At 38.0% G+C, this 19,114-nt stretch carries 18 protein-coding genes; 9 read left to right on the forward strand and 9 right to left on the reverse strand.

Annotated features, from left to right (window positions below; all coding sequences use genetic code 11):
• Positions 1-131: 131 nt before the first annotated feature.
• Positions 132-704 carry a hypothetical protein gene (locus AAH582_RS18810; protein ID WP_343319590.1) on the reverse strand — a complete coding sequence of 191 codons (573 nt, stop codon included), beginning with the start codon at positions 702-704 and terminating at the stop codon, positions 132-134.
• Positions 705-1,068: 364 nt separating this feature from the next.
• Here AAH582_RS18810 and AAH582_RS18815 point away from each other — a divergent pair, with 364 nt between their 5' ends.
• On the forward strand, positions 1,069-1,566 hold the full coding sequence (locus AAH582_RS18815) for a DinB family protein (protein WP_046675081.1): 498 nt from the start codon (positions 1,069-1,071) through the stop codon (positions 1,564-1,566).
• A gap of 51 nt (positions 1,567-1,617) precedes the next feature.
• Here AAH582_RS18815 and AAH582_RS18820 read toward each other — a convergent pair whose 3' ends face one another.
• The 3 genes from AAH582_RS18820 to AAH582_RS18830 form a co-directional block, all read right to left on the reverse strand.
• Positions 1,618-2,208: a dihydrofolate reductase family protein gene (locus AAH582_RS18820; protein WP_343319593.1), complete on the reverse strand. Its 591-nt coding sequence runs from the start codon at positions 2,206-2,208 to the stop codon at positions 1,618-1,620.
• A 118-nt stretch (positions 2,209-2,326) separates the two neighbouring features.
• Entirely contained in the window at positions 2,327-4,396 is a 2,070-nt protein-coding gene (locus AAH582_RS18825) for a M48 family metallopeptidase (protein ID WP_343319595.1), read from the reverse strand.
• Between the two features lie 151 nt (positions 4,397-4,547).
• Positions 4,548-5,474, reverse strand: coding sequence for a 2-hydroxyacid dehydrogenase (locus AAH582_RS18830; RefSeq protein WP_343319597.1), 927 nt, complete (start codon positions 5,472-5,474; stop codon positions 4,548-4,550).
• 232 nt (positions 5,475-5,706) lie between these two features.
• On the opposite strand from AAH582_RS18830, the gene AAH582_RS18835 reads away from it, so the two are divergent.
• The 4 genes from AAH582_RS18835 to AAH582_RS18850 all read left to right on the forward strand — a co-directional run bounded on the left by AAH582_RS18835 (position 5,707) and on the right by AAH582_RS18850 (position 9,437).
• The gene (locus AAH582_RS18835) at positions 5,707-7,245 is read left to right on the forward strand and encodes an ArnT family glycosyltransferase (protein WP_343319599.1); all 1,539 of its coding nucleotides are present in this window, start codon (positions 5,707-5,709) and stop codon (positions 7,243-7,245) included.
• A 167-nt stretch (positions 7,246-7,412) separates the two neighbouring features.
• Complete coding sequence (locus AAH582_RS18840) at positions 7,413-7,970, forward strand: hypothetical protein (RefSeq protein WP_046675076.1); 558 nt, start codon at positions 7,413-7,415, stop codon at positions 7,968-7,970.
• Between the two features lie 80 nt (positions 7,971-8,050).
• A complete protein-coding gene (locus tag AAH582_RS18845) occupies positions 8,051-8,845 on the forward strand; it encodes a helix-turn-helix domain-containing protein (protein ID WP_343319602.1) in 795 nt (264 codons plus the stop codon).
• Between the two features lie 190 nt (positions 8,846-9,035).
• Entirely contained in the window at positions 9,036-9,437 is a 402-nt protein-coding gene (locus tag AAH582_RS18850; protein ID WP_112375845.1) for a hypothetical protein, read from the forward strand.
• Between the two features lie 13 nt (positions 9,438-9,450).
• Here AAH582_RS18850 and AAH582_RS18855 read toward each other — a convergent pair whose 3' ends face one another.
• Positions 9,451-10,242, reverse strand: coding sequence for an NIPSNAP family protein (locus tag AAH582_RS18855; RefSeq protein ID WP_343319605.1), 792 nt, complete (start codon positions 10,240-10,242; stop codon positions 9,451-9,453).
• Positions 10,243-10,452: 210 nt separating this feature from the next.
• Here AAH582_RS18855 and AAH582_RS18860 point away from each other — a divergent pair, with 210 nt between their 5' ends.
• Positions 10,453-10,812 carry a response regulator gene (locus tag AAH582_RS18860; RefSeq protein WP_046675074.1) on the forward strand — a complete coding sequence of 120 codons (360 nt, stop codon included), beginning with the start codon at positions 10,453-10,455 and terminating at the stop codon, positions 10,810-10,812.
• 304 nt (positions 10,813-11,116) lie between these two features.
• Positions 11,117-11,623, forward strand: a complete 507-nt coding sequence (locus tag AAH582_RS18865) for a GNAT family N-acetyltransferase (RefSeq protein ID WP_343319609.1) — start codon at positions 11,117-11,119, stop codon at positions 11,621-11,623.
• 98 nt (positions 11,624-11,721) lie between these two features.
• On the opposite strand, the gene AAH582_RS18870 is transcribed toward AAH582_RS18865, so the two are convergent.
• The 3 genes from AAH582_RS18870 to AAH582_RS18880 form a co-directional block, all read right to left on the reverse strand.
• Positions 11,722-13,554: a cytochrome-c peroxidase gene (locus AAH582_RS18870; RefSeq protein ID WP_343319612.1), complete on the reverse strand. Its 1,833-nt coding sequence runs from the start codon at positions 13,552-13,554 to the stop codon at positions 11,722-11,724.
• A 34-nt stretch (positions 13,555-13,588) separates the two neighbouring features.
• Complete coding sequence (gene acpA / locus AAH582_RS18875; protein WP_343319614.1) at positions 13,589-14,935, reverse strand: acid phosphatase; 1,347 nt, start codon at positions 14,933-14,935, stop codon at positions 13,589-13,591.
• A gap of 158 nt (positions 14,936-15,093) precedes the next feature.
• Positions 15,094-15,477, reverse strand: coding sequence for a winged helix-turn-helix transcriptional regulator (locus AAH582_RS18880; protein ID WP_046675072.1), 384 nt, complete (start codon positions 15,475-15,477; stop codon positions 15,094-15,096).
• A gap of 313 nt (positions 15,478-15,790) precedes the next feature.
• On the opposite strand from AAH582_RS18880, the gene AAH582_RS18885 reads away from it, so the two are divergent.
• A complete protein-coding gene (locus AAH582_RS18885; protein WP_046675071.1) occupies positions 15,791-16,474 on the forward strand; it encodes a YceI family protein in 684 nt (227 codons plus the stop codon).
• Positions 16,475-16,608: 134 nt separating this feature from the next.
• On the opposite strand, the gene AAH582_RS18890 is transcribed toward AAH582_RS18885, so the two are convergent.
• Entirely contained in the window at positions 16,609-18,336 is a 1,728-nt protein-coding gene (locus tag AAH582_RS18890; protein WP_343319617.1) for a tetratricopeptide repeat protein, read from the reverse strand.
• A gap of 278 nt (positions 18,337-18,614) precedes the next feature.
• On the opposite strand from AAH582_RS18890, the gene AAH582_RS18895 reads away from it, so the two are divergent.
• Entirely contained in the window at positions 18,615-19,106 is a 492-nt protein-coding gene (locus AAH582_RS18895) for a GNAT family N-acetyltransferase (protein WP_343319620.1), read from the forward strand.
• Positions 19,107-19,114 lie beyond the last annotated feature (8 nt).

Raw genomic sequence — 19,114 nt, forward strand, 5'->3', positions numbered from 1 at the left:
AGATACTGGCTAAATTCTTTTAAAATAGATAAATTTACCTAAAGCCAAGTACTAGATTCTTTCATCCGGCACTTCAACTTTCGTGCAGGGATGCGAAGAATATCAAAATTCCATAGACGAAGAAAAAAAAATTATAACTTTAACCTACTTTTGACCGAATTTACAACTTCTGTATCCGAGGGGAAGTCACCAGCTCCCGAACCGGAGGAACGATTCACCAAAGGCGGCTCCTCACCATATAGGGTATCGCGGGCAATGACTACCTTCTTGTCGAGATCTACATAGCTAATGATATAATTGCGCTGATAAGCTTTATCTCTTTGGCCGATTTTATTAACATACTCACCTTTTTCCTGCATGTCCATCGCTATCATAACAATGCCTTTGACAGCATCACCGGGATAATTATCTACTGTTCCCAATGCCTCGTTCCATTTTTCCTTATAAGTTATTCCCAAATCACCGGCACCGCCATTTTCAAGAATTAGACAGCTCTTCCCCCAGTCTACTGTGGACAATTGTACTGGATATTTATAAATAGCGGTATGATCGCCAAAACCTGCTAAAATTCGGGAAGATAATTGTTCTGTTTTTTCCTGATCCGCCTCCATATTTCCCAAAAGACGGTAAGCCCATATACCGATACCAATTGCTGCAACCAATACCAGGCCTACAAAAGTGAATATTGCTTTCTTATTTCCCATAGTTCTATTTTATTTAATTAATTACCAATCAAATATACTTAGTCTATATGCTCATTTTCACCCTTTTTACAATTCGCTTGACCTGCTTTATTATTTGCTGCGCTTGCGTAAATAAACGTTATAAAAAAAACAAATATCGAACCTTTGCAGTCCAAGTTTTCAACAACATGAGATAATAAGAACTTTCACTATTTTATTTTTATCATAAATCGATAATTCATACTGACACATAGCTGTCACCCTGTGATTATATCTTTGTTTAACCTTAGTAGGAAAAGAAAAATATTAAACGAAAAAACAATTCCAGTGCAAAGGCTATTAGTAGGATAACTAATCGAATTTTAAATTATTACAGTAAAAAAACATGGAAACATTACCACAATTAAAAGAAGAATTAGCGAATGAGTATCAAATTACAAAAAACTTTATTGCACTTTTCCCTGAAGGCAAGAATGAATATGTCCCACATGAAAAAAGCATGAAAATGATGCGTCTGGCAACCCACTTAGTCGAAGTTTTCGAATGGCCAAGTACCATTTTAAAGACTTCAGAACTTGACTTTGCCAAAAGTGCTTATGTGCCAACAAGTCTATTGACCCGGGATGATCTCTTAAAAAAATTAGACGAAGATTACGAAGCCGGAAAAAAGGCTTTAGAAACAGCTAAGGAGGAAGACTTAATTCCAAGCTGGACCATTAAAAATGACGGCCATGAACTGGCAAGCTGGAGCAAATACGGTGCTATTCGTCACTCATTAAACCAGATTACACATCACAGGGCACAATTAGGTGTTTACTATAGACTCAATGATATTCCCCTTCCAGCAAGTTATGGCCCCTCTGCCGATTCACTGAATTTCTAAAAAGCTAGCTGCTGGAATGAACATACGACATCTAGATGTCGTATGTTCATTCTACGCCGGACAATAGGTATGTGCGACAACACCACCTGGAAAAACCTGCGCGTGCATAAGCTTTAGTTCACAGGGTTTGGAAAGAGCGTCAAAGATGGGCAGCCCAGTACCCAATGCAATTGGATGTGTGATCAAATGATACTCGTCAATTAATCCGGTTTCAATTAAACTTCGCATAAATTCAGCTCCGCCATGCGCCAATATTGGCTTCCCAGATTCTGCTTTTAGTTCTTGAATTCCTTCAATGAGACCTGCATTAAAAACCCGGGCATTCATCCAAGAGGAATTCGCAGGAAGCTTTGTATTGTCTGCGAAATCTTTTGTTTTGGGATGATAGCCCTCTTTTGTAAAGACAGCTTTAGGGATTTCATTCATTGCTGCCGCAAAAGGATTTGTCGAAGCAGGCCAATAGGAAGCCATTACTTCAAAGGTCTTTCGACCCATTAGATGAATGCCGGCAGATTCACAAATATTTAAAACCCATGCGCTAGAATGATCGTCGCCACTTTTAAACATCCAATCAAGTTCACCGTGGATGCCCGCAACAAATCCATCGATGGAAATAGACATTTTCATTATTAATTTCCGCATAACAAAAGCTTTAGTTTTTAATAAAACAAATCCAATTTAAAATTGGGTTACTGTCTCTCAAAATTAAACCATTTCATTCGACGTACAGCGGGGACAAACCGTCAATATAGAAGGGCAATTACGACAGTTCTTTTTTCTGCCCCTTACCCTCCTCAAGGATAAGCATAAAATCTAAATAGTGCTTTTTCTTCGCGAAATGCTGATCATCCAATAACTTTTTATAGACCGAGATGGCATTAAAAAGAATTTGAAGATTATCCTCATTATAACGATCTACATTAAAATATATTAATTCCCTATTGATATATGTGTCCAATGACGTAAGCAACGTATCATCCAATTCGTCTTTGCTTCCAGGAAGTGCCATAAGTGTTGCCAGTTTCTTTTTTAACTCCCCTTCCATAGGTTTGACGTCTCGCAACCTAGCCTCAATATCTGCGAAAGGCAAAGTCTGAAATATAAACCGGGTGTTCTCCGTCATGTCAGCATAAAGTTTTTGTGCCTCTTCATAATTTTTATCGAAAAAAGCAAAATCATAATATCTCCGTTCAAACTCTTCACACATCCCCTGGTTATCCGCTAAGCGTGCAAAATAAGAGTGGATCTGTTGGTTATAGAGGGTAATTTTATGCTCCGTAGCTACAATATTGTCCTCAATTTTCCCCAGTAATTCGAAGGCATCCGCAGCACGATATTTTATACCATCGTAGTCAAACGACTTTAACTTTAATTCGCCTTTGCCGATTGCTTCAACGACATACTTATCATTTTTCAGGCTATTAAGTTCATATAATGCGTCAACTCTACTATCGGCAAATAATTCATCAAAAGTCGGCTTTGGCTGATCCTGAAAAATTGGCGTTTCACCTTTTCGTATAGGATGATTGTAGTCATAGAAATCATTGAATCTTTGATCAACAGCATACTTGTTCATCCGATTTTCAAAATCCGCACTGAAAGATGCTATTTCTAACAGCGAAGGAGGATGTTGATACTGTACCTGCGCAAACAACTTGTCCGAAATCTGGTTTGTTACCGCAGCACGATCAGCTAGCAATTCAATAGCAGGTGCGTTGTTGATTTCTTTCTTGACAATATTAAGCTGCTGTAATGCCTTTACCCGATCTTCATCCGACGGATGAGATGACCATTGATCTTCAAGATTTAATTTCGATTTATCATATTTTTTTAAAGTCGCTAATTCGATCTGGGGAAAGCCATTTCGCACTTGATATCTATTGCGTTCCGCAAACAGGAGCATGACATAGCGATGCTCGGGATAAATATTGCGACTACGGATATTTTCAGAAAATTTGCTATCATAGAAGGTAAGCACATTATTTAGTGCATGATTTGCAAAACTCAAGCGCAGCAGCGAATCAGCCAAAGCCTGGGAACCGGCAACATGTGCCGCAATCTCATCCGCATGAAATTCCATCTCTCTCGATAATGCCAAATAATTGAGATTTACATATTCGTAAAGATGCTTCAAAATATGCTGAATCTGTTGGATAATAAACACTGATATGCCAATAAAAATCGCAGTGTATCCACTGATGTTGCCCCATTTATCAAACATATTATCCAGCGATTCATTCTTATACAGCATATTGTAGATAATCTGATTAACATGGTAAACATAGCTACCCACTTTCATGCTCTTTTGCGAGAAGTGTCCAAACTCGTGTGCAAGAATAGCCTTTAATTCCTGTTGAGTAACTGCATTCACCAGCCCCACACCAATCTGAAGATTTTTCTTAATGGGTAAAAACATACTCCAAAAACTAGAGTCATAGAATACAGATGCATTGACCTCATGCGATAGAAAAACTTTCTTTGGAAAGCTGGTATCAACTTCTTTTACGACCTCATGAATGAGTGCGAATAATTGTGGTTCGTCTCGCTCATATATCTGCGTAAGATGTCCCGTATCAACTTTTGTTGACGCAAAAACAAATTTTAATAAAAAGAACAGTATAGTCAGACCTGTAGCGAGTAAGCCCAAACATAAAATTGCAGTGTAAAACATGGGCTTGGCGGTGAAAATCATTATTCCAAGTATGGTAAAACCAACAGTAATACCTATTGCCAAGAGCAGTAGAATAACGTAAGTAATCGCAAACACAACAATAGATAAAATTGTTTTACGCGCGTGTTTCCTAAAGTTTGTAGATACTTGTACCTTCATAAATTGTTGATAAAGCAAGGATAATTGACTATATAAATCTAAAAAATAAAATCCACTTGCCTATAAGTTTACAGCAAACCAACTTTGCAAACTTATCCGATAAAATACCAATCAATGCATTATGCCGCAAACCCACGTACATCTTAAATTGCTAATAACCTTTTTGTAAAGAAACCTCATTGAGCAAAGGTCGCCCGTCAACCATTCTTCGATAGTTATCCACCACTTGTAAGACGGAAGAGCCAATATTTGTCCTACTCGCAACATGCGGGGTTATCACAATGGATGGGCAATCCCAAAAGGGATGATCTTGCGGTAATGGTTCTTGATGAAATACATCCAGATATGCTTCGGCAATTTTCTTTCCATCAATTGCATCCAACAAATCACTTTCCACGAGATGTTCCCCTCGACCAACGTTCACGAGTACAGTTTCTTTTGGGCACAAATTGAACAAATCACAACTTAGAATTCCCTTTGTTGCATCGGTCAATGGTAGGATATTAACCATAAAATCCGTGTCTTCAAGGGCAGAACGAAGTCTTTTCATTCCAGTAAACGAATTCACTCCCTTAAGATTTTTAGGTGAATTAGCCCACCCATTTACGTTGAATCCCAATTGGACCAACCTTTCAGCCACATAACCACCAATTTCGCCTAATCCTAAGATAGTAACCCTGGTTTCACCAATTGATTTGTATAGCAAGGGCTGCCAATGTTTCTTTTCTTTTTCGTTTATATAAGCCGAAAACTTCTTCATCGAATGCATCAAGCAAGTCAAAACATGTTCAAACATATCGCTTTTCAACATGGGATCGATAATCCTACAAATGCGGAGATGGGATGAAATACTCTTGGGAAAAAGGTGGTCTATTCCGGCGCCCCCAGACTGGATAACTTTTAAGTTTGGAAAATGAGTGTGATAATCTGCTTCAGGTTTCCAACAAAGCGCAAATTCGACTGCATCATAATTTTCAATCTCAGGAAAGATCTCCACCTTTATTTCAGGTAAATATTTATTGATTTCGACCTTCCACTCCTCGGCCCTGGCCCTATTCAGTATTAATGCTATACTCATGTTTTGTTGGTTTACACGAAAATAACATTTTATGCCGATCTATCGTTTGCTTTCTTGGGGATTCTTGGTCCTACGTTTTCAAAAAATTTTGTGATGATTTCCTTTATTTAGACAAAACAGTGGGCTAGCTGTCTGCCCAAATTAGCTGAAACAATCGATTCTATTAAAAAACAAAGTTTAGAATCTATTTTAATCGTAAATTGGTGGAGGACATCCATAAACACAGATTCAGATGGCACTCAAAAACCGAATTATCCTAATAAGCCTAATCATTTTTAAATTCATCATGCAATACCAGTTGATTAGCCCAACCTACGAATTGCAGCGCGATGAATTCTTACATATAGATCAAGCAAACCATTTAGCTTGGGGCTACCTTTCCGTACCACCATTAACATCGTGGATTTCCTATCTCATCAAAATACTGGGCAATTCTGTCTTTTGGATCAAGTTTTTCCCTGCACTTTTCGGAGCCTTAACGATTCTTATCGTTTGGAAAACAATAGAATCGCTGAAAGGAAATCTATTTGCACAGCTCTTCGGAAGCTGTTGTATTATGTTTTCTGTACTATTCCGTTTGAATGGTTTATATCAACCTAATTCATTTGATGTCTTATGTTGGACCTCCATATATTACTGTATAATAAAATACTTAAACAACAGACAATCCAAGTGGTTATTTTATATGGCTATTGTTTTTGCGCTTGGATTTCTAAATAAATATAACATCGTATTTCTCATCTTGGGCTTGATCCCCGCAGTCGCATTGGTTCCGGAGCGAAAAATATTTACAGAAAAAAGGCTATATTACGGAATACTCATCGCCATACTAATTATCCTTCCCAATCTAATATGGCAATACAAAAATAACTTTCCTGTATTTGTTCATTTCAAAGAACTTCAAGATACGCAACTTGTCCATGTTAACCGATGGAGCTTCATACGTTCTCAATTTTTGTTTTTTTTCGGAACCTTTCCCGTCCTCATTTTTGGATTATATGCACTGCTGAAATATCCTGTATTTAAAGCATATCGCCTATTCTTCTATTCGTTCTTTGTCACCCTCGGAATCTTCTTATTTTTAAGAGCGAAAGACTATTATGCTATAGGTCTTTACCCTATATATTTTGCATTTGGCGCAGTTTATATTTCATCACTTTTGGAAAATAAAGCTGGTCAGATTTTAAAGCCTATTTTGATCGCTTTAACTGCGATCCTATTTCTTCCGGTCTATAATATTGCATTTCCCAATAGAAATCCGGCATATTTTGTGAACCATCCTGATAAATACAGGAAATATGGTATGTTAACATGGGAAGACGGCAAAGAGCATCCACTCCCGCAAGATTTTGCGGATATGTTGGGATGGCAGGAACTTGCACGCAAAGTCGATAGCCTCTATGACCAAATACCTAGATCGGAAAATACGCTGGTACTTTGCGACAATTATGGGCAGGCCGGCGCCATAAACTACTATTCCAAACGCGGAATTAAGGCTGTTTCATTCAATGCTGACTACATCAATTGGTTTGATTTGAATAAACCATACCGCAATGTTATTCGAATTAAAGATCGCTGGGAACGAGAAAGAGAACTAGCAATAACAAGTCCTTTCTTCGGCAAATCAATATTGGCCGACTCCATTACAAATAGCTACGCCAGGGAATATGGCACAGTAATCTTCACTTTTATTCATGCAAAAATCAATATCAATGAACGTATCTCCAAAGAGATCGCATCAGAAAAAACAGCGAAGAAACTTCCTTTGTAAATAAATCATTTTTTAAGCGATTAAGCTAATTCCAGTCTATTTTTTTATTAAAAAAATAGTATATTTAATTCAATAGCCAAAGGCTTCCAGCGCAAATGATACTTATCGTATATCTTCTGGTATCATAACTACGCCATGGAGCTTAACACCAAATTAACAGGATAATTATGCGCTTTTTGAATTTCTTGAAAGGACAAAGTAATTTGAGACAGATTGACGTTAGTGAAGACGATGATTTTGTAGATTTACAGCTGACCGTCACAAAATACTGGAAAGATGACGACGAACATCATATTGTCCAAGCTAAGGGGCTTTGGGGTAGAGAGATAGTTGGTTTGGCAATCGCCTTTCGTCCCGACATGAAATTGGGCATTGTCGATACCGAAGTCGATAAACAAAGGTTTTATCGCGAAGGGATCAATTTCTATTCGATTGGCAAATTAAGTGACAATTTTACCAAAGCCTTAAATAGCCTCTTTAAAATTGATGGTACATCCTTTAAAATGCACGATAATATTGGATCGACCGCCTTTATCGTCAGTGGGCACCCGGAATATTTTGATGAAGAATATATTAAAGCTAAAGTTTTCTTTGACGACGGAAATGAAAAACATCATTACGCGGAATGGTATGTCAACATCGATTTAAAACACAATATTCTCGAACTTCGAGAAAAAGACCCCGGATATAGAAAAAACATCATTAGTATCTTGACAAATGTTTAAATTTGAGCGTGAATCCGTCAGCCTCAAAAAAAAATAATACCATCCCATTAAATTCATTTCCTAATGAGTTTAATTCGGGAATGGCTATAAAAAGGAATGCTGTCAGAAATTTAGAGTTAGCTAAGATAAGTCAGGCACATCGTGATGATTTCTACTTGTTTTTTATTCTTGAAGAGGGAAATGGAATATTTGAGGTAGATTTTCAGCGCTATCAATTAGGCTCCTCCGCCGTAATGATCATCCAGCCTTACCAAGTACATCGGGGTTTAGCTATGGATTACAGCGCTTTTAGTGTCTTAATGATCAGTGTAGAAAACCTAAACTCAGACTACGTAAACGCGTTAAAAGATATTACGACGATTGCTCCCATCGAAATCGATCAGGATACAATGGCGGTCTTATCCCAGACTGTAGACACCTGTTTAAAAATCAACGAAAGAAGACATGAAAAACTATATACTGCACTAATGAAAGATAGCTGCAATACCATCGCGGCACTTATTATCTCGCAGTATTTAATCCAATCAACTAAAAGTGATGCACAGTCTAGATTCGAACTGATCAGCAAACAGTTCAGTTCACTGTTAGATAAAGATTTTATTGACATTAAACAGCCTAGAGCATATGCAGAGAAAATGAAAATATCAACGGCCTATCTCAATGAATGTCTCAAAAAAACAACCGGAAAACCCGTTACTTATCATATTCAGCAACGTATTGTATTAGAAGCAAAACGTTTGCTCTACCATTCAAATAAATCTGTAAAAGAAATTGCAGTAGAGCTAGGTTATGATGACTATCCATATTTTTCACGTCTATTTTCAAAAGTAACCGGTATGACAGCTCTTACCTTTCGAAATAGAAACCTTGAATAGTCCAATATTTACCACTTTTTATCTCTTTTAAACTAGAGCGAATTGGTATTTCTTTGTGTTAGAAAGCTTGGTTCAGCCCGTCGTTAGCGACAACTCGAACAGCGTCTTTAATGATTATCTAAATCCGACAGAAAGGAGATTGTAGTCCATTAAATATCAAGAAGAACACCACAAATAAAAGAGAAAAGGAATGAGATATTTTATCGCTGAGCCCGTCGGGCATATCAAAAACGATTTGTTTTTTGAAGTCGCAAATTTTCTTTGGGACAGTGGAAATGAAGTTGCTTTAGGAAAAAACAGGATATGCGACTGTGAAAAAATGCAACATGATGACTACGATTACACCATTTCATTAGTCCCTAATAACGAAACTGTTGAATCCTTATTTAAAACACACTACACCATCCTAGGCAAATATTTTGACAAAATTAATAACAGCAATCCGATGCTAATATTAGCAAATACCGGCATTTATACGAATGCCCTACCCTATCCCCATAAGATTTACAGTTTTGAAAAATTGGACAAACAGGCTTTAGCCAGCTTTTTTGACTGGTGCAAAAAATTCAATTTGTTTGTTAGGAGAAGATAAACAAGGTCAACCACTAAATATCAGAATATGCAGTGGGATATAACAATACTTTTATACTCTTGGAAACGTTATTCTGATATTGCGGTAAATCCTGCATTGGTTTGTATAAAGGCCCAAAATCTTTCCAATGTATATTCCGATCCTCCATGCTTTCAAATGCTGTCAGATACATTAGGTTGGGCATCGTGCTACCGGCAATCACCTGTCCATAAAAAACAGCATTAAAATTCAGTTTTTTGAAAATATCGATTTCTCCATTGTTAAACATCGCTATCTTATTTGCAGAAAGCTGCTCGGTTGCCGCCTCATAACTGCGTAGTTCATAAATGCGTTTATTTTTTTCAGCAGATAATTTAGGAAGCGCCGATTTGGGCATTCCTTCAAATGCTTTCATCCATATTGTCTCCAACCTTTTGAAAGGAGGATTACTATAACCTGCCTCAATATAAACCTTTCCAGCCTCCAGGTATTTTTGATCTTTGGCAAGCCGCTGATCCAAATTAACCAGCAAACTGAAGTCTGCAGCACTGATGAACACATAAACCAACCGATCTTGGCCAACTGCATTTTCTAAGGGCTTAAATACGCCGATTTCTTTAAATCCCAATTTATGCAATGCCGGCAAATACGCCGATTCAAGATACTGATCGATGACTTTCTCCTGCTCATCGTTCTCATAATGATATACTTTCAATTGAAAATACGCTTGTTTCGATTTCTCAAAAGCGAACAGGCAATTTCCTGCCATGATAAATAATAGCGGCAATATGAAATGCCAATTGGGAATAAAAATGTATTTTTTCATTAGAATTCAGGACAACATTGGATATTAATTAAAAAATAAAGATAATACTATTTTTGAAAGTTCAAAATTAGACTAACCCAGCAAATTAACTCCCTTTTTCATCTTTATATATCGAAAATACGGGTTTATACTTATTAGAATCGGTATTTTAACCTTATTCTCGCAATAGCTTTTTATTTAATTTAGCTCCACCTTTTTTAAAGCTGCAACATGTCAAACAAAACAATACTTATGTTGGACGATGATAAACATGTCCTTGAAATATGTACTATAATCCTCGAAACAAATGGCTATAATATGGCGGTCTCTGAAACGTCTCATGATATTATCGAAAAAGTAGAAGAGGTACATCCTGATTTAATTTTGATGGACAACTGGATACCCAAAATAGGCGGTGTAGAAGCCACACGGTTGCTCAAAAATCATCCCCTATATTGCAATATCCCTGTCATCTATCTATCCGCTAATACCGATATCGAAACACTAGCCCAGCAAGCCGGAGCAGACAGCTATCTCGCCAAGCCTTTTGATTTAGAAGACTTAGAAAATAGAATAGCCGAACTACTGTAGTTCTAATCTTATAATTCAGCACTTTTACATATTTTAGCACCAATACGGAAATGCTACTCGTGAAACTTATATTTTGATGTCCTAATTGCGCATAAGGCCACATTGAAACGAATAGGATCATGTGTTGCTTTAATACAATTGCGGCTTGCTCAATTGCAGGCATTATCGTCGTAGTTGTCGCGCCATAATCATCGGGAATCAGCAATTGAGAAGGAATGCTATACCACATTTGAAGTATAAATAATAATACATACTTTCGCGTACTAGTATTAGAAATAATCATTAAGACAGCATTAATTACGTTATGTCAGAGCCCGTTTTAGCATTTCAATCAGGTTCATTCCATATCCGTCAGCTTGCAGAGAACGAATCTCCACTTTACAAAGCGATGCGTATCGAGTCAATTCAAACCGAACCTACACTTTTTAGACGGAGCACTCCTCCTGAAATAGAACTATCTGACTTGGATTGGGCAGAACGCATAAGATACCCACGCATTGTTTTTGGTCTTTTCGAAAATGAAAAAATGATTGGGATAACCAGCATGCTGCTGTTGAATAAAGAAGAGGCCTACTTTGGTCAGTCCTTCATACAGCCGCTATACAGAAAATTAGGCCTATCGAGTCTTTTGTATAAAATAAGAATGGCGTGGGCCACCGAGAATCAATTAAGAAAACTGACGATAAGCCATCGTGAAATAAATATGATTTCGAAAGCCGCTATCCAAAGAGCCGGTTTTCATTATAGTCATAAAGAACTTGTGCAATGGCTCGACGGAACGACTGGTTACTCCATGTATTATAGTCAGTAAGGCTAACTAACTTGACTGTTGATCAATCCCGGCAAACCAAGATAGGGTAAAAATAATAGCTTTTCCATCTTGAATGCGTATATTGAATCGTAGTCATTTTATTGGCTTTCGAGACTTTCCATAAACGCAATAATATCTTTCATTTCCTTCTCACTCAAATGCAAATTTTCATCTGACAATGTCTGATTGGATAATTTGATCCCCAATCCTGCCCCACCCCCATTATTATAAAATTCCATGACCTCATCCAACGTCCGATAGATCCCATTGTGCATATAGGGAGCCGTTTTCCTTACATTCCGGACAGAAGGTATTTTAAAAGCATATTTATAAGAATCAACACCAATGATATCATAGTAGCCTAAATCCGAATCCAGCACAGAATCTTTCATGGATTTTGGAACTCCTAGGACTTCGACTTCGCTCTGAATAAATTTGGGCGGTGTAACACCGTTGAATAAAGGCAGGAAATGACAGGTCGCACATTTTCCCTTGCCCATAAATAAATTAAACCCATCCACTTCCGATTTGGACAATGCGTTCTTATCCCCACGCATATAATCATCAAATCGGCTATTGATTTTGGTCAGGCCACGAATATAGGAAGCAATTGCATTGCTTACCTGCTCTGCTGAGATTGGGCCATCCGCTGTATTGAATGCTTTATTAAATAATGATCGATAGATTTTATCCGAAGAGACATATTGAACGATATCAGTTACCGAGCCGTCCATTTCCTGCTTATTACCAATGACATCGTATATCTGATCTTCCAGCGTCAACGAACGCATATCATAGAAGTAGTTGGACTGTAAGGCCGCATTGAGCAAAGTAGGCGTATTACGTTTGAGCAAACGTCCCGAACCATGAATGTCCACTTGCAAGTTCAACCCATCTGTAAATGCGAGGTCCGGATGATGGCATGAAGCGCAACTTCTGGTATGTGTTCCTGACAAAGCAACATCATAAAATAATTTCTCTCCCAGTACGGCCTTTTCATTGCTGAAGTGAAATTTTGGTCCCGGGCTAAAGGCATCTACATTAAATGCATTCAGATCAAACATCGTATTGACGTCTTGCCGAAGCATTCGATTGTATCTGATTTTAGGGCCAGGCAGATTACGTTCCAACTGTGCTATCCCTGTACTGATGTTGTTGGCAAATTGGGTAATGAATTGCGCTCTATCGAACGATTCAAATTCCGCGTGTTGTTGCAAATATTTGATCGCCCCTTTAAGCATCAATGGTAGCGTTTCTTTTCTACCTTCATATTGCAAAAGAATTTGCTGTAGGCTGCCTAACGCCATAGAAGACTCGATCATACTATTTCGAGAAAGTGCATTATCAAATCCGGTAATCCCCAAAGATATAATCCGAAATACTTCAAGTTTCGAAGCATCCAAAATGCGCCAATCCTCCAATTGATGATCTTCAAAATAGGAAATCAAATAATCCGTATTGGTTATCAAATGTTCGATTTCACGAATTAGCTTTTGCCTATTGCTATTATCGTAAGTGGGATAGATAAGCTCTTCAATCACCTGCAATCCAATAGGCTCCACCCCTCTAGCCAAAGAGGGATCCAACAAATCCGCATTTTCAACTTCCTCCACCGGAGGTCCATTTAACCTTCTGGATAGATCTGCAGTAAAATACTCCGAAGCCCATTCAAATTTTTTAAAAAGTAGCCTTGTCGTCAAAAAGGCTCTTCTGAGACGTAGCGTATCCACCATACCTTTCTGTACTTCGGCCAGCAGCGTATCCTTGATATATGTCTTAAAAGAAAGCATCTGACCCAGTACTTCTTTCTGAATCAGATGCTCTCGGGCATTGCCTTCTTTTTGTTTTGTATAAACAGGCTGCCCTGTAGTAAATCCGAGGGTAAATACTATTGCAACCAATAAGATAAAAACGACAACCTTTTTACACATAGTTCAATTTCCTATCTCTCGATATAAAAACCGACTATTTGAAAACGAGCGCATTTCTAAAGGGATTTGCTTTTTTATCCCTTTCAGCAAGAGGCTCTATTCCCCAGCGTTTTTCTATAAATGAAAGGATGCTCACTGTCTCATACGGCGTATGATCCACTACACCACGCTTAGCAAATGGTCCAATGACAATTGCCGGGATTCGGCTACCAGGTCCCCAGCGGTCAACGACGGGTGGGTTAACATGGTCAAAAAAGCCACCAAATTCATCGTAGGTCAAAATCACCAACGCATCTTTTGCATTCGGTCCCTCCAATACAGCATTGATCAAATTAACAGCAAGTTGCTCTGATGAATAGACTGCCGAACTTCCAGGATGCTCATCATTGCCACCACCTGGTTTAACAAAAGATACACTAGGAAGCGTTCCTTCTTTTGCGGCCTTGATAAAATCGTTTTGATCCTTCATGTGTTGTCGTCCTTCCTTACCATCCTCATAATTAGCAAAATATAAAAAAGGCTCATGATTGTAGGCAAAATTATTTTTACGTCCGGCAACAGCGTCATCCCAGCCTTCTGAATACCAAGCCCAACTTACATTTTTCGCTGTCAAGCGATCGCCAATGGTCGGCATAGTCTGAGAAGGTAATAATTTGGAAGTATCAGATTTCGCGGGATAAGGTTTGTTGCGAGAAAGCACATGATTGATTGCATAACCATCTGGCGTAACTACACCATCTTTAATCATCTTTCCATTTGCATCGAGTTTAGCAACCATTGAGCTTGGTGCATCAGGCCAAACAGGAATAGCTGCGGAAATCATATAAATATGATTTAAATAGGATCCGCCGAATACACTCTGAAAGAAATTATCACATAATGTATAGGCTTTGGCAAACGGATACAAAGGTAGCTTCTCTGTATTGTAATAGCCCATCGCTAAACCTTTGGAATCATTATAGAGTGCAAATTTATCCATCTTTCCACCATTGATCTGCAATTGATTATGATAAAACCGATGTGTAACATCGGGCGTCGCCTTATCCGAAGGTACATATTGGTCTATATTAAAAAATTGATTGGGTAGATTGGTTGGAAAGGAATTGTTACGTGGAATTTCGGGGAGGTATTGGTAGGCTTTACCATTCTCGTCTACCTGTAAAAAATCACCCTTTCTGACATTCGCTATGCCATTGGCTCCCTTGAATTCGCCATAAAGATTGTCAAAACTATGGTTTTCCATATAAATAACAACCACATGGTTAATTTTTTTGATACCTTCATCAAAGGGAATCTCTTGGTGTCGGGCGTTTTTGGTAACTCCGCAACTGCTGATACTCAAAACTCCAAGAGACAAATAAAGTAAGTGTTGTAACCGCATCCTGTCTTCTTTTTAGTAGGTTAGACTGTAATTTCTAGAACAAACTTACAATTATTATCGTTTTCATAACCTATAATCAAAGGGATTTGCTACCAACGTATCAGGTTCTTTACAGGCATCCTCCCTCTTATCACTAAAAGTAAAGGCGTGTTTACATACTAGGTCGTTGCTTCCAGTTCCCCATTCTTGGTATAAAGCTTACTTCGGTAAGTTATACCCCATTTAGTAATCTCATCGATGATTGGGCCCAAAGTTTTTCCGCATTCGGTCAATTCATACTCCACCGTCAGAGGTTTGGTATTTAATACTGTTCTTCTGATCAGCTGGTTCATTTCTAAATCCTGCAGTTCTTTAGACAACATCTTCGCACCTATCCCCTCAACTTCGCGCAGCAGTTCCATAAAACGTAATTTCTCAACCAACAATAAGGTACCTATAATATGAAATTTCCATTTTCCGGCCAAAATCTCCATGGTATCGTTAATGGCCAACACACGTGTTTTGCATGCACCTGACGACGTTAAAGTTGCTTCCTTTTTCATTACATTATTTTTTTATTCATGTACGCTCTACCCTCACTGGCTTCCTTATCCCCTATGCGATCAACGATAAATGAACACACAAGCAAAGCTTGGTGCCACTGACATGATTTCTTTATTCTTACAAAAATACGCATTTATAAAGTTACAGACCACTATCTTTTTGGAAAGTAGTTTCTTTAAGGAAACTGATACCAAAAATAAACTATCTATCATCTACCTTTGTATCGACAACATCAGGAGCTGCAAATTGGCACAGTTGATGCGGCAAAAAATATAAAGTGTAAAAAACATATAAAAAATAAAACGATTAAAAATGAAAAAGCAATTAATCTCGGGTTTAGCCCTTATCCTGTTGTTAGCTTCTTGTCAAAATACAAATGGCGACAAAGCAACAACAACAACTGCTCAGGAAGTAACTGAACAAAAAGGACAGACTTACACTGTTGAAGCAGATAAAAGCTCATTAAAATGGACTGGTTACCATAAAGGCGGTTTAAACCCAAGATATGGTGTTTTGAAAAGCGAAGGAACACTTTCAGCTGAAAATAATACAGTTACTGGTGGTACTTTCACTATTGATGTCAATTCTATTCTGACAGATACAGCTTCTGTAGATCCTGCAACATCTGGTGGTAAAAAATCATCAGATTTGGATGCACATTTAAAAAGTGCTGATTTCTTTGACGTAGCAAAATATCCAACTGCAAAATTCGAAATCACCAAAGTTGGCCCATTCGATGCAGCGCAAGGAAAAAGTGTTGTTGCTGATGCGACAAATACAGTTAGTGGTAACTTAACCATCAAAGATAAAACGGTGAATGTAACTTTCCCTGCAAAAATCACTTTCAATGGTGATGAAGTAACATTCTACTCTAAATTTACGATCCAAAGACAAGATTGGGGTCTTACATACGGTACAGAAGGTAACCCTCAAGATTGGATGATCGCACAAAACGTTGACATTGAACTTAACGTCACTGCAAAAAATGCGAAATAGATTTCGATAGCGCTTCGTCGCTCTTAGCAAATAGATTAATCGGGTAAACTCTACTTGATTAATCTATTTGATTTAAATAGCCTCCAAATACGAGATCATCTTTATTCAAGACATGGATCAAATGTGAATCTCCATTACTTTTCGGTTTGCTCTAATTTTTTCTTCAACCGTTGTTTTGCCTTACGAACGGCTTCCACCGAAACACACAGCAATTCACTCATACTCGCATTACTTAAATCCAATTTGAGCAGCGCTAATATCTTAAGATCATTCTCGGTAACCTTTGGATAAGTTTGCCGCATTTGTGTCAGATAAGCTGGATACACTTTGTTAAAAACATGTTTGAATTTTTGCCACCGCTCATCTGTCATAATGTGTTGCTGCAAAAGCGCATTCAAATTATCCGTAACCTGCGTGATGTACGCCGGATCAGATTCGGAAATCGTCGCCACCTCCTGCCTAAGTTGCTGGATAACGACATCATTCTGGCGGATGGTGGCTGTAAATTCAGTCAAAGAGTTTCGTAAAATCATTAGCTCCTGATCTAGCAATTGTTTTTCATAGGCAAGCGCAAGTTGGTCTTTTTCTAGTAAAGTATTCCGCATCTGAATTTTAATTTTCGACTTATTGACCAACAACACAATTATGGCAAAAATCAAGATAAGAACAATGCCTATAAACTGATACATCCGTTTTGTCCGAATCCGTTTTTCTTCAGTAGCCTGTATAGTCCGATTGTATTTTTCAGACTCCCTTTGCCACAGCATTTTCTGTATCTCTTTATCATTCATCCTTTTTTCCAACGAATCTTTCAACATCAGATACAAATGCAATTGCTTAAGCTCCTCCCCTCCACGTCCTAACCCCCGCATGATGTTAGACTTGGATTTTGCTAATTCTACTTTATATTTTAAAAAATAGGGCTTATCTTCCATCAAACGCTCACAGGTCATCACATATTGCTCGGCCAATTTCCACTCTTTTCGTTCGATATACCAATTTGCTAAATTGAGATTTGCACGCATCGCATCTTTCCGCTCATTATAACGCATAGAAAGCTCAATATTTTTCTTAACTAACGCAATAGCTTTTTCCTTTTCACCTTTTCGCCATGCATGATCTGCTAGATTACCCGAAATGATACCAATCCAAACCGAATCTTTCGCCAATTTAGCCTCACCCATTGCGTGATTCAAATAGGTAAAAGCTTGGTGATCGAGCGAGTCCTTTGCCAGATATACCGCAATGGAATTGATCAGATCGATACGCTCCCGTGAAGCAGACTTTGTAAAAGGTAGCGCTTCCTTTAAATAAACAACAGCATTTGCCTGTTCACCAATGTAGCTGTAGAAACTCGCCATAAATTGGTAATGCTTGACTACCAAAGGGATTTTTTTGACAGTAACTTTAGATTTTAAATCATTCGCTCGTAAAAAGAACGGAAATGCTTCCTTTACCCGTCTATAGATAAAGTTGTAATATCCTTCACGGGCACAACCCAACATTTCTAATTCAGGATCCGGATGTACACGGAGCAACTGCTCAGCCAAACGATAATAGCGCTCAGATGATGAATTTATGCGATCAAACGCAATTGAGAAACCGTCAGCCATACGCATATAATAAGCCCATTTTAAAGCAACACTTCTTTTTTTGTCTGCCAATTCCAAAAATGGCGCCAAGGCATTTTTCAATTTTATCGTATCACCATCAAACCTAATAGGCAACTGAAGAGCAGCTTCCAGTTGGACAACAGGGTTTTCAATTGCAGCTATTTCCACTACAGATTGCCCACATACATGATTAAAGTTGCTTGACAATACCAAAGAAACGAATACAAAAAAATAAAATATGGTCTTCATGCTTGAAAAAGGTCAATTTCAACGTTCTGTCTGCCTATTGGCATAACCGATAAATTAATTTCAACAATTCTGTGAAATTAATACGCAAAATCCTCCGAGAAAATGGTTAATACTGACTTATTGTTCGTAAATCGGATCGCCGACTTGCGGTTATAAATATAATATTTATAACTTTAACACAATTACACGTTTTCATTAAAATTTCGCCTTCTTTTGATACCACTGCAACCCATTAGGTTTGGCATATCAAGCCTTTTATTCAACACTTTTCACAAAAGATGAACAAAATCCAAACAAAAACAATGGGATTGACTCTCCGAAAAGGAGTATTGCGAGATCTGCAAGAAATGTTAAACCTATTTTCTGAAACTATTGCGACTGTATGCGCAGATGATTATAATAACGAGCAAATTGCAGCATGGGTATCGTCCGTCAATAATCATGGCCGTTGGCATCGGCTAATCGAAGATCAGTATTTTATTGTAGCTATGCTAAATCAGAAAATGGTTGGGTTCGCTTCCCTCAACCATGGAAACTATGTCGATGTCATGTATGTCCATAAAGATTTTCAACGCCAAGGGATTGCTCAAAAACTTTATACTACATTGGAAGATGAAGCAAGAAGACAAGAAAGAACTTTGGTGACTGCTGATGTAAGTAAAACCGCGAAACCCTTTTTTGAGGCAAATGGATTTAAAGTTATCGCTGAGCAGATACAAATAAGAACTGAAGTCGAAATACCAAATTATACCATGAAAAAAGATCTTTAGATTCACTT

This window comes from Sphingobacterium multivorum, assembly GCF_039511225.1.
Taxonomy (GTDB): domain Bacteria; phylum Bacteroidota; class Bacteroidia; order Sphingobacteriales; family Sphingobacteriaceae; genus Sphingobacterium.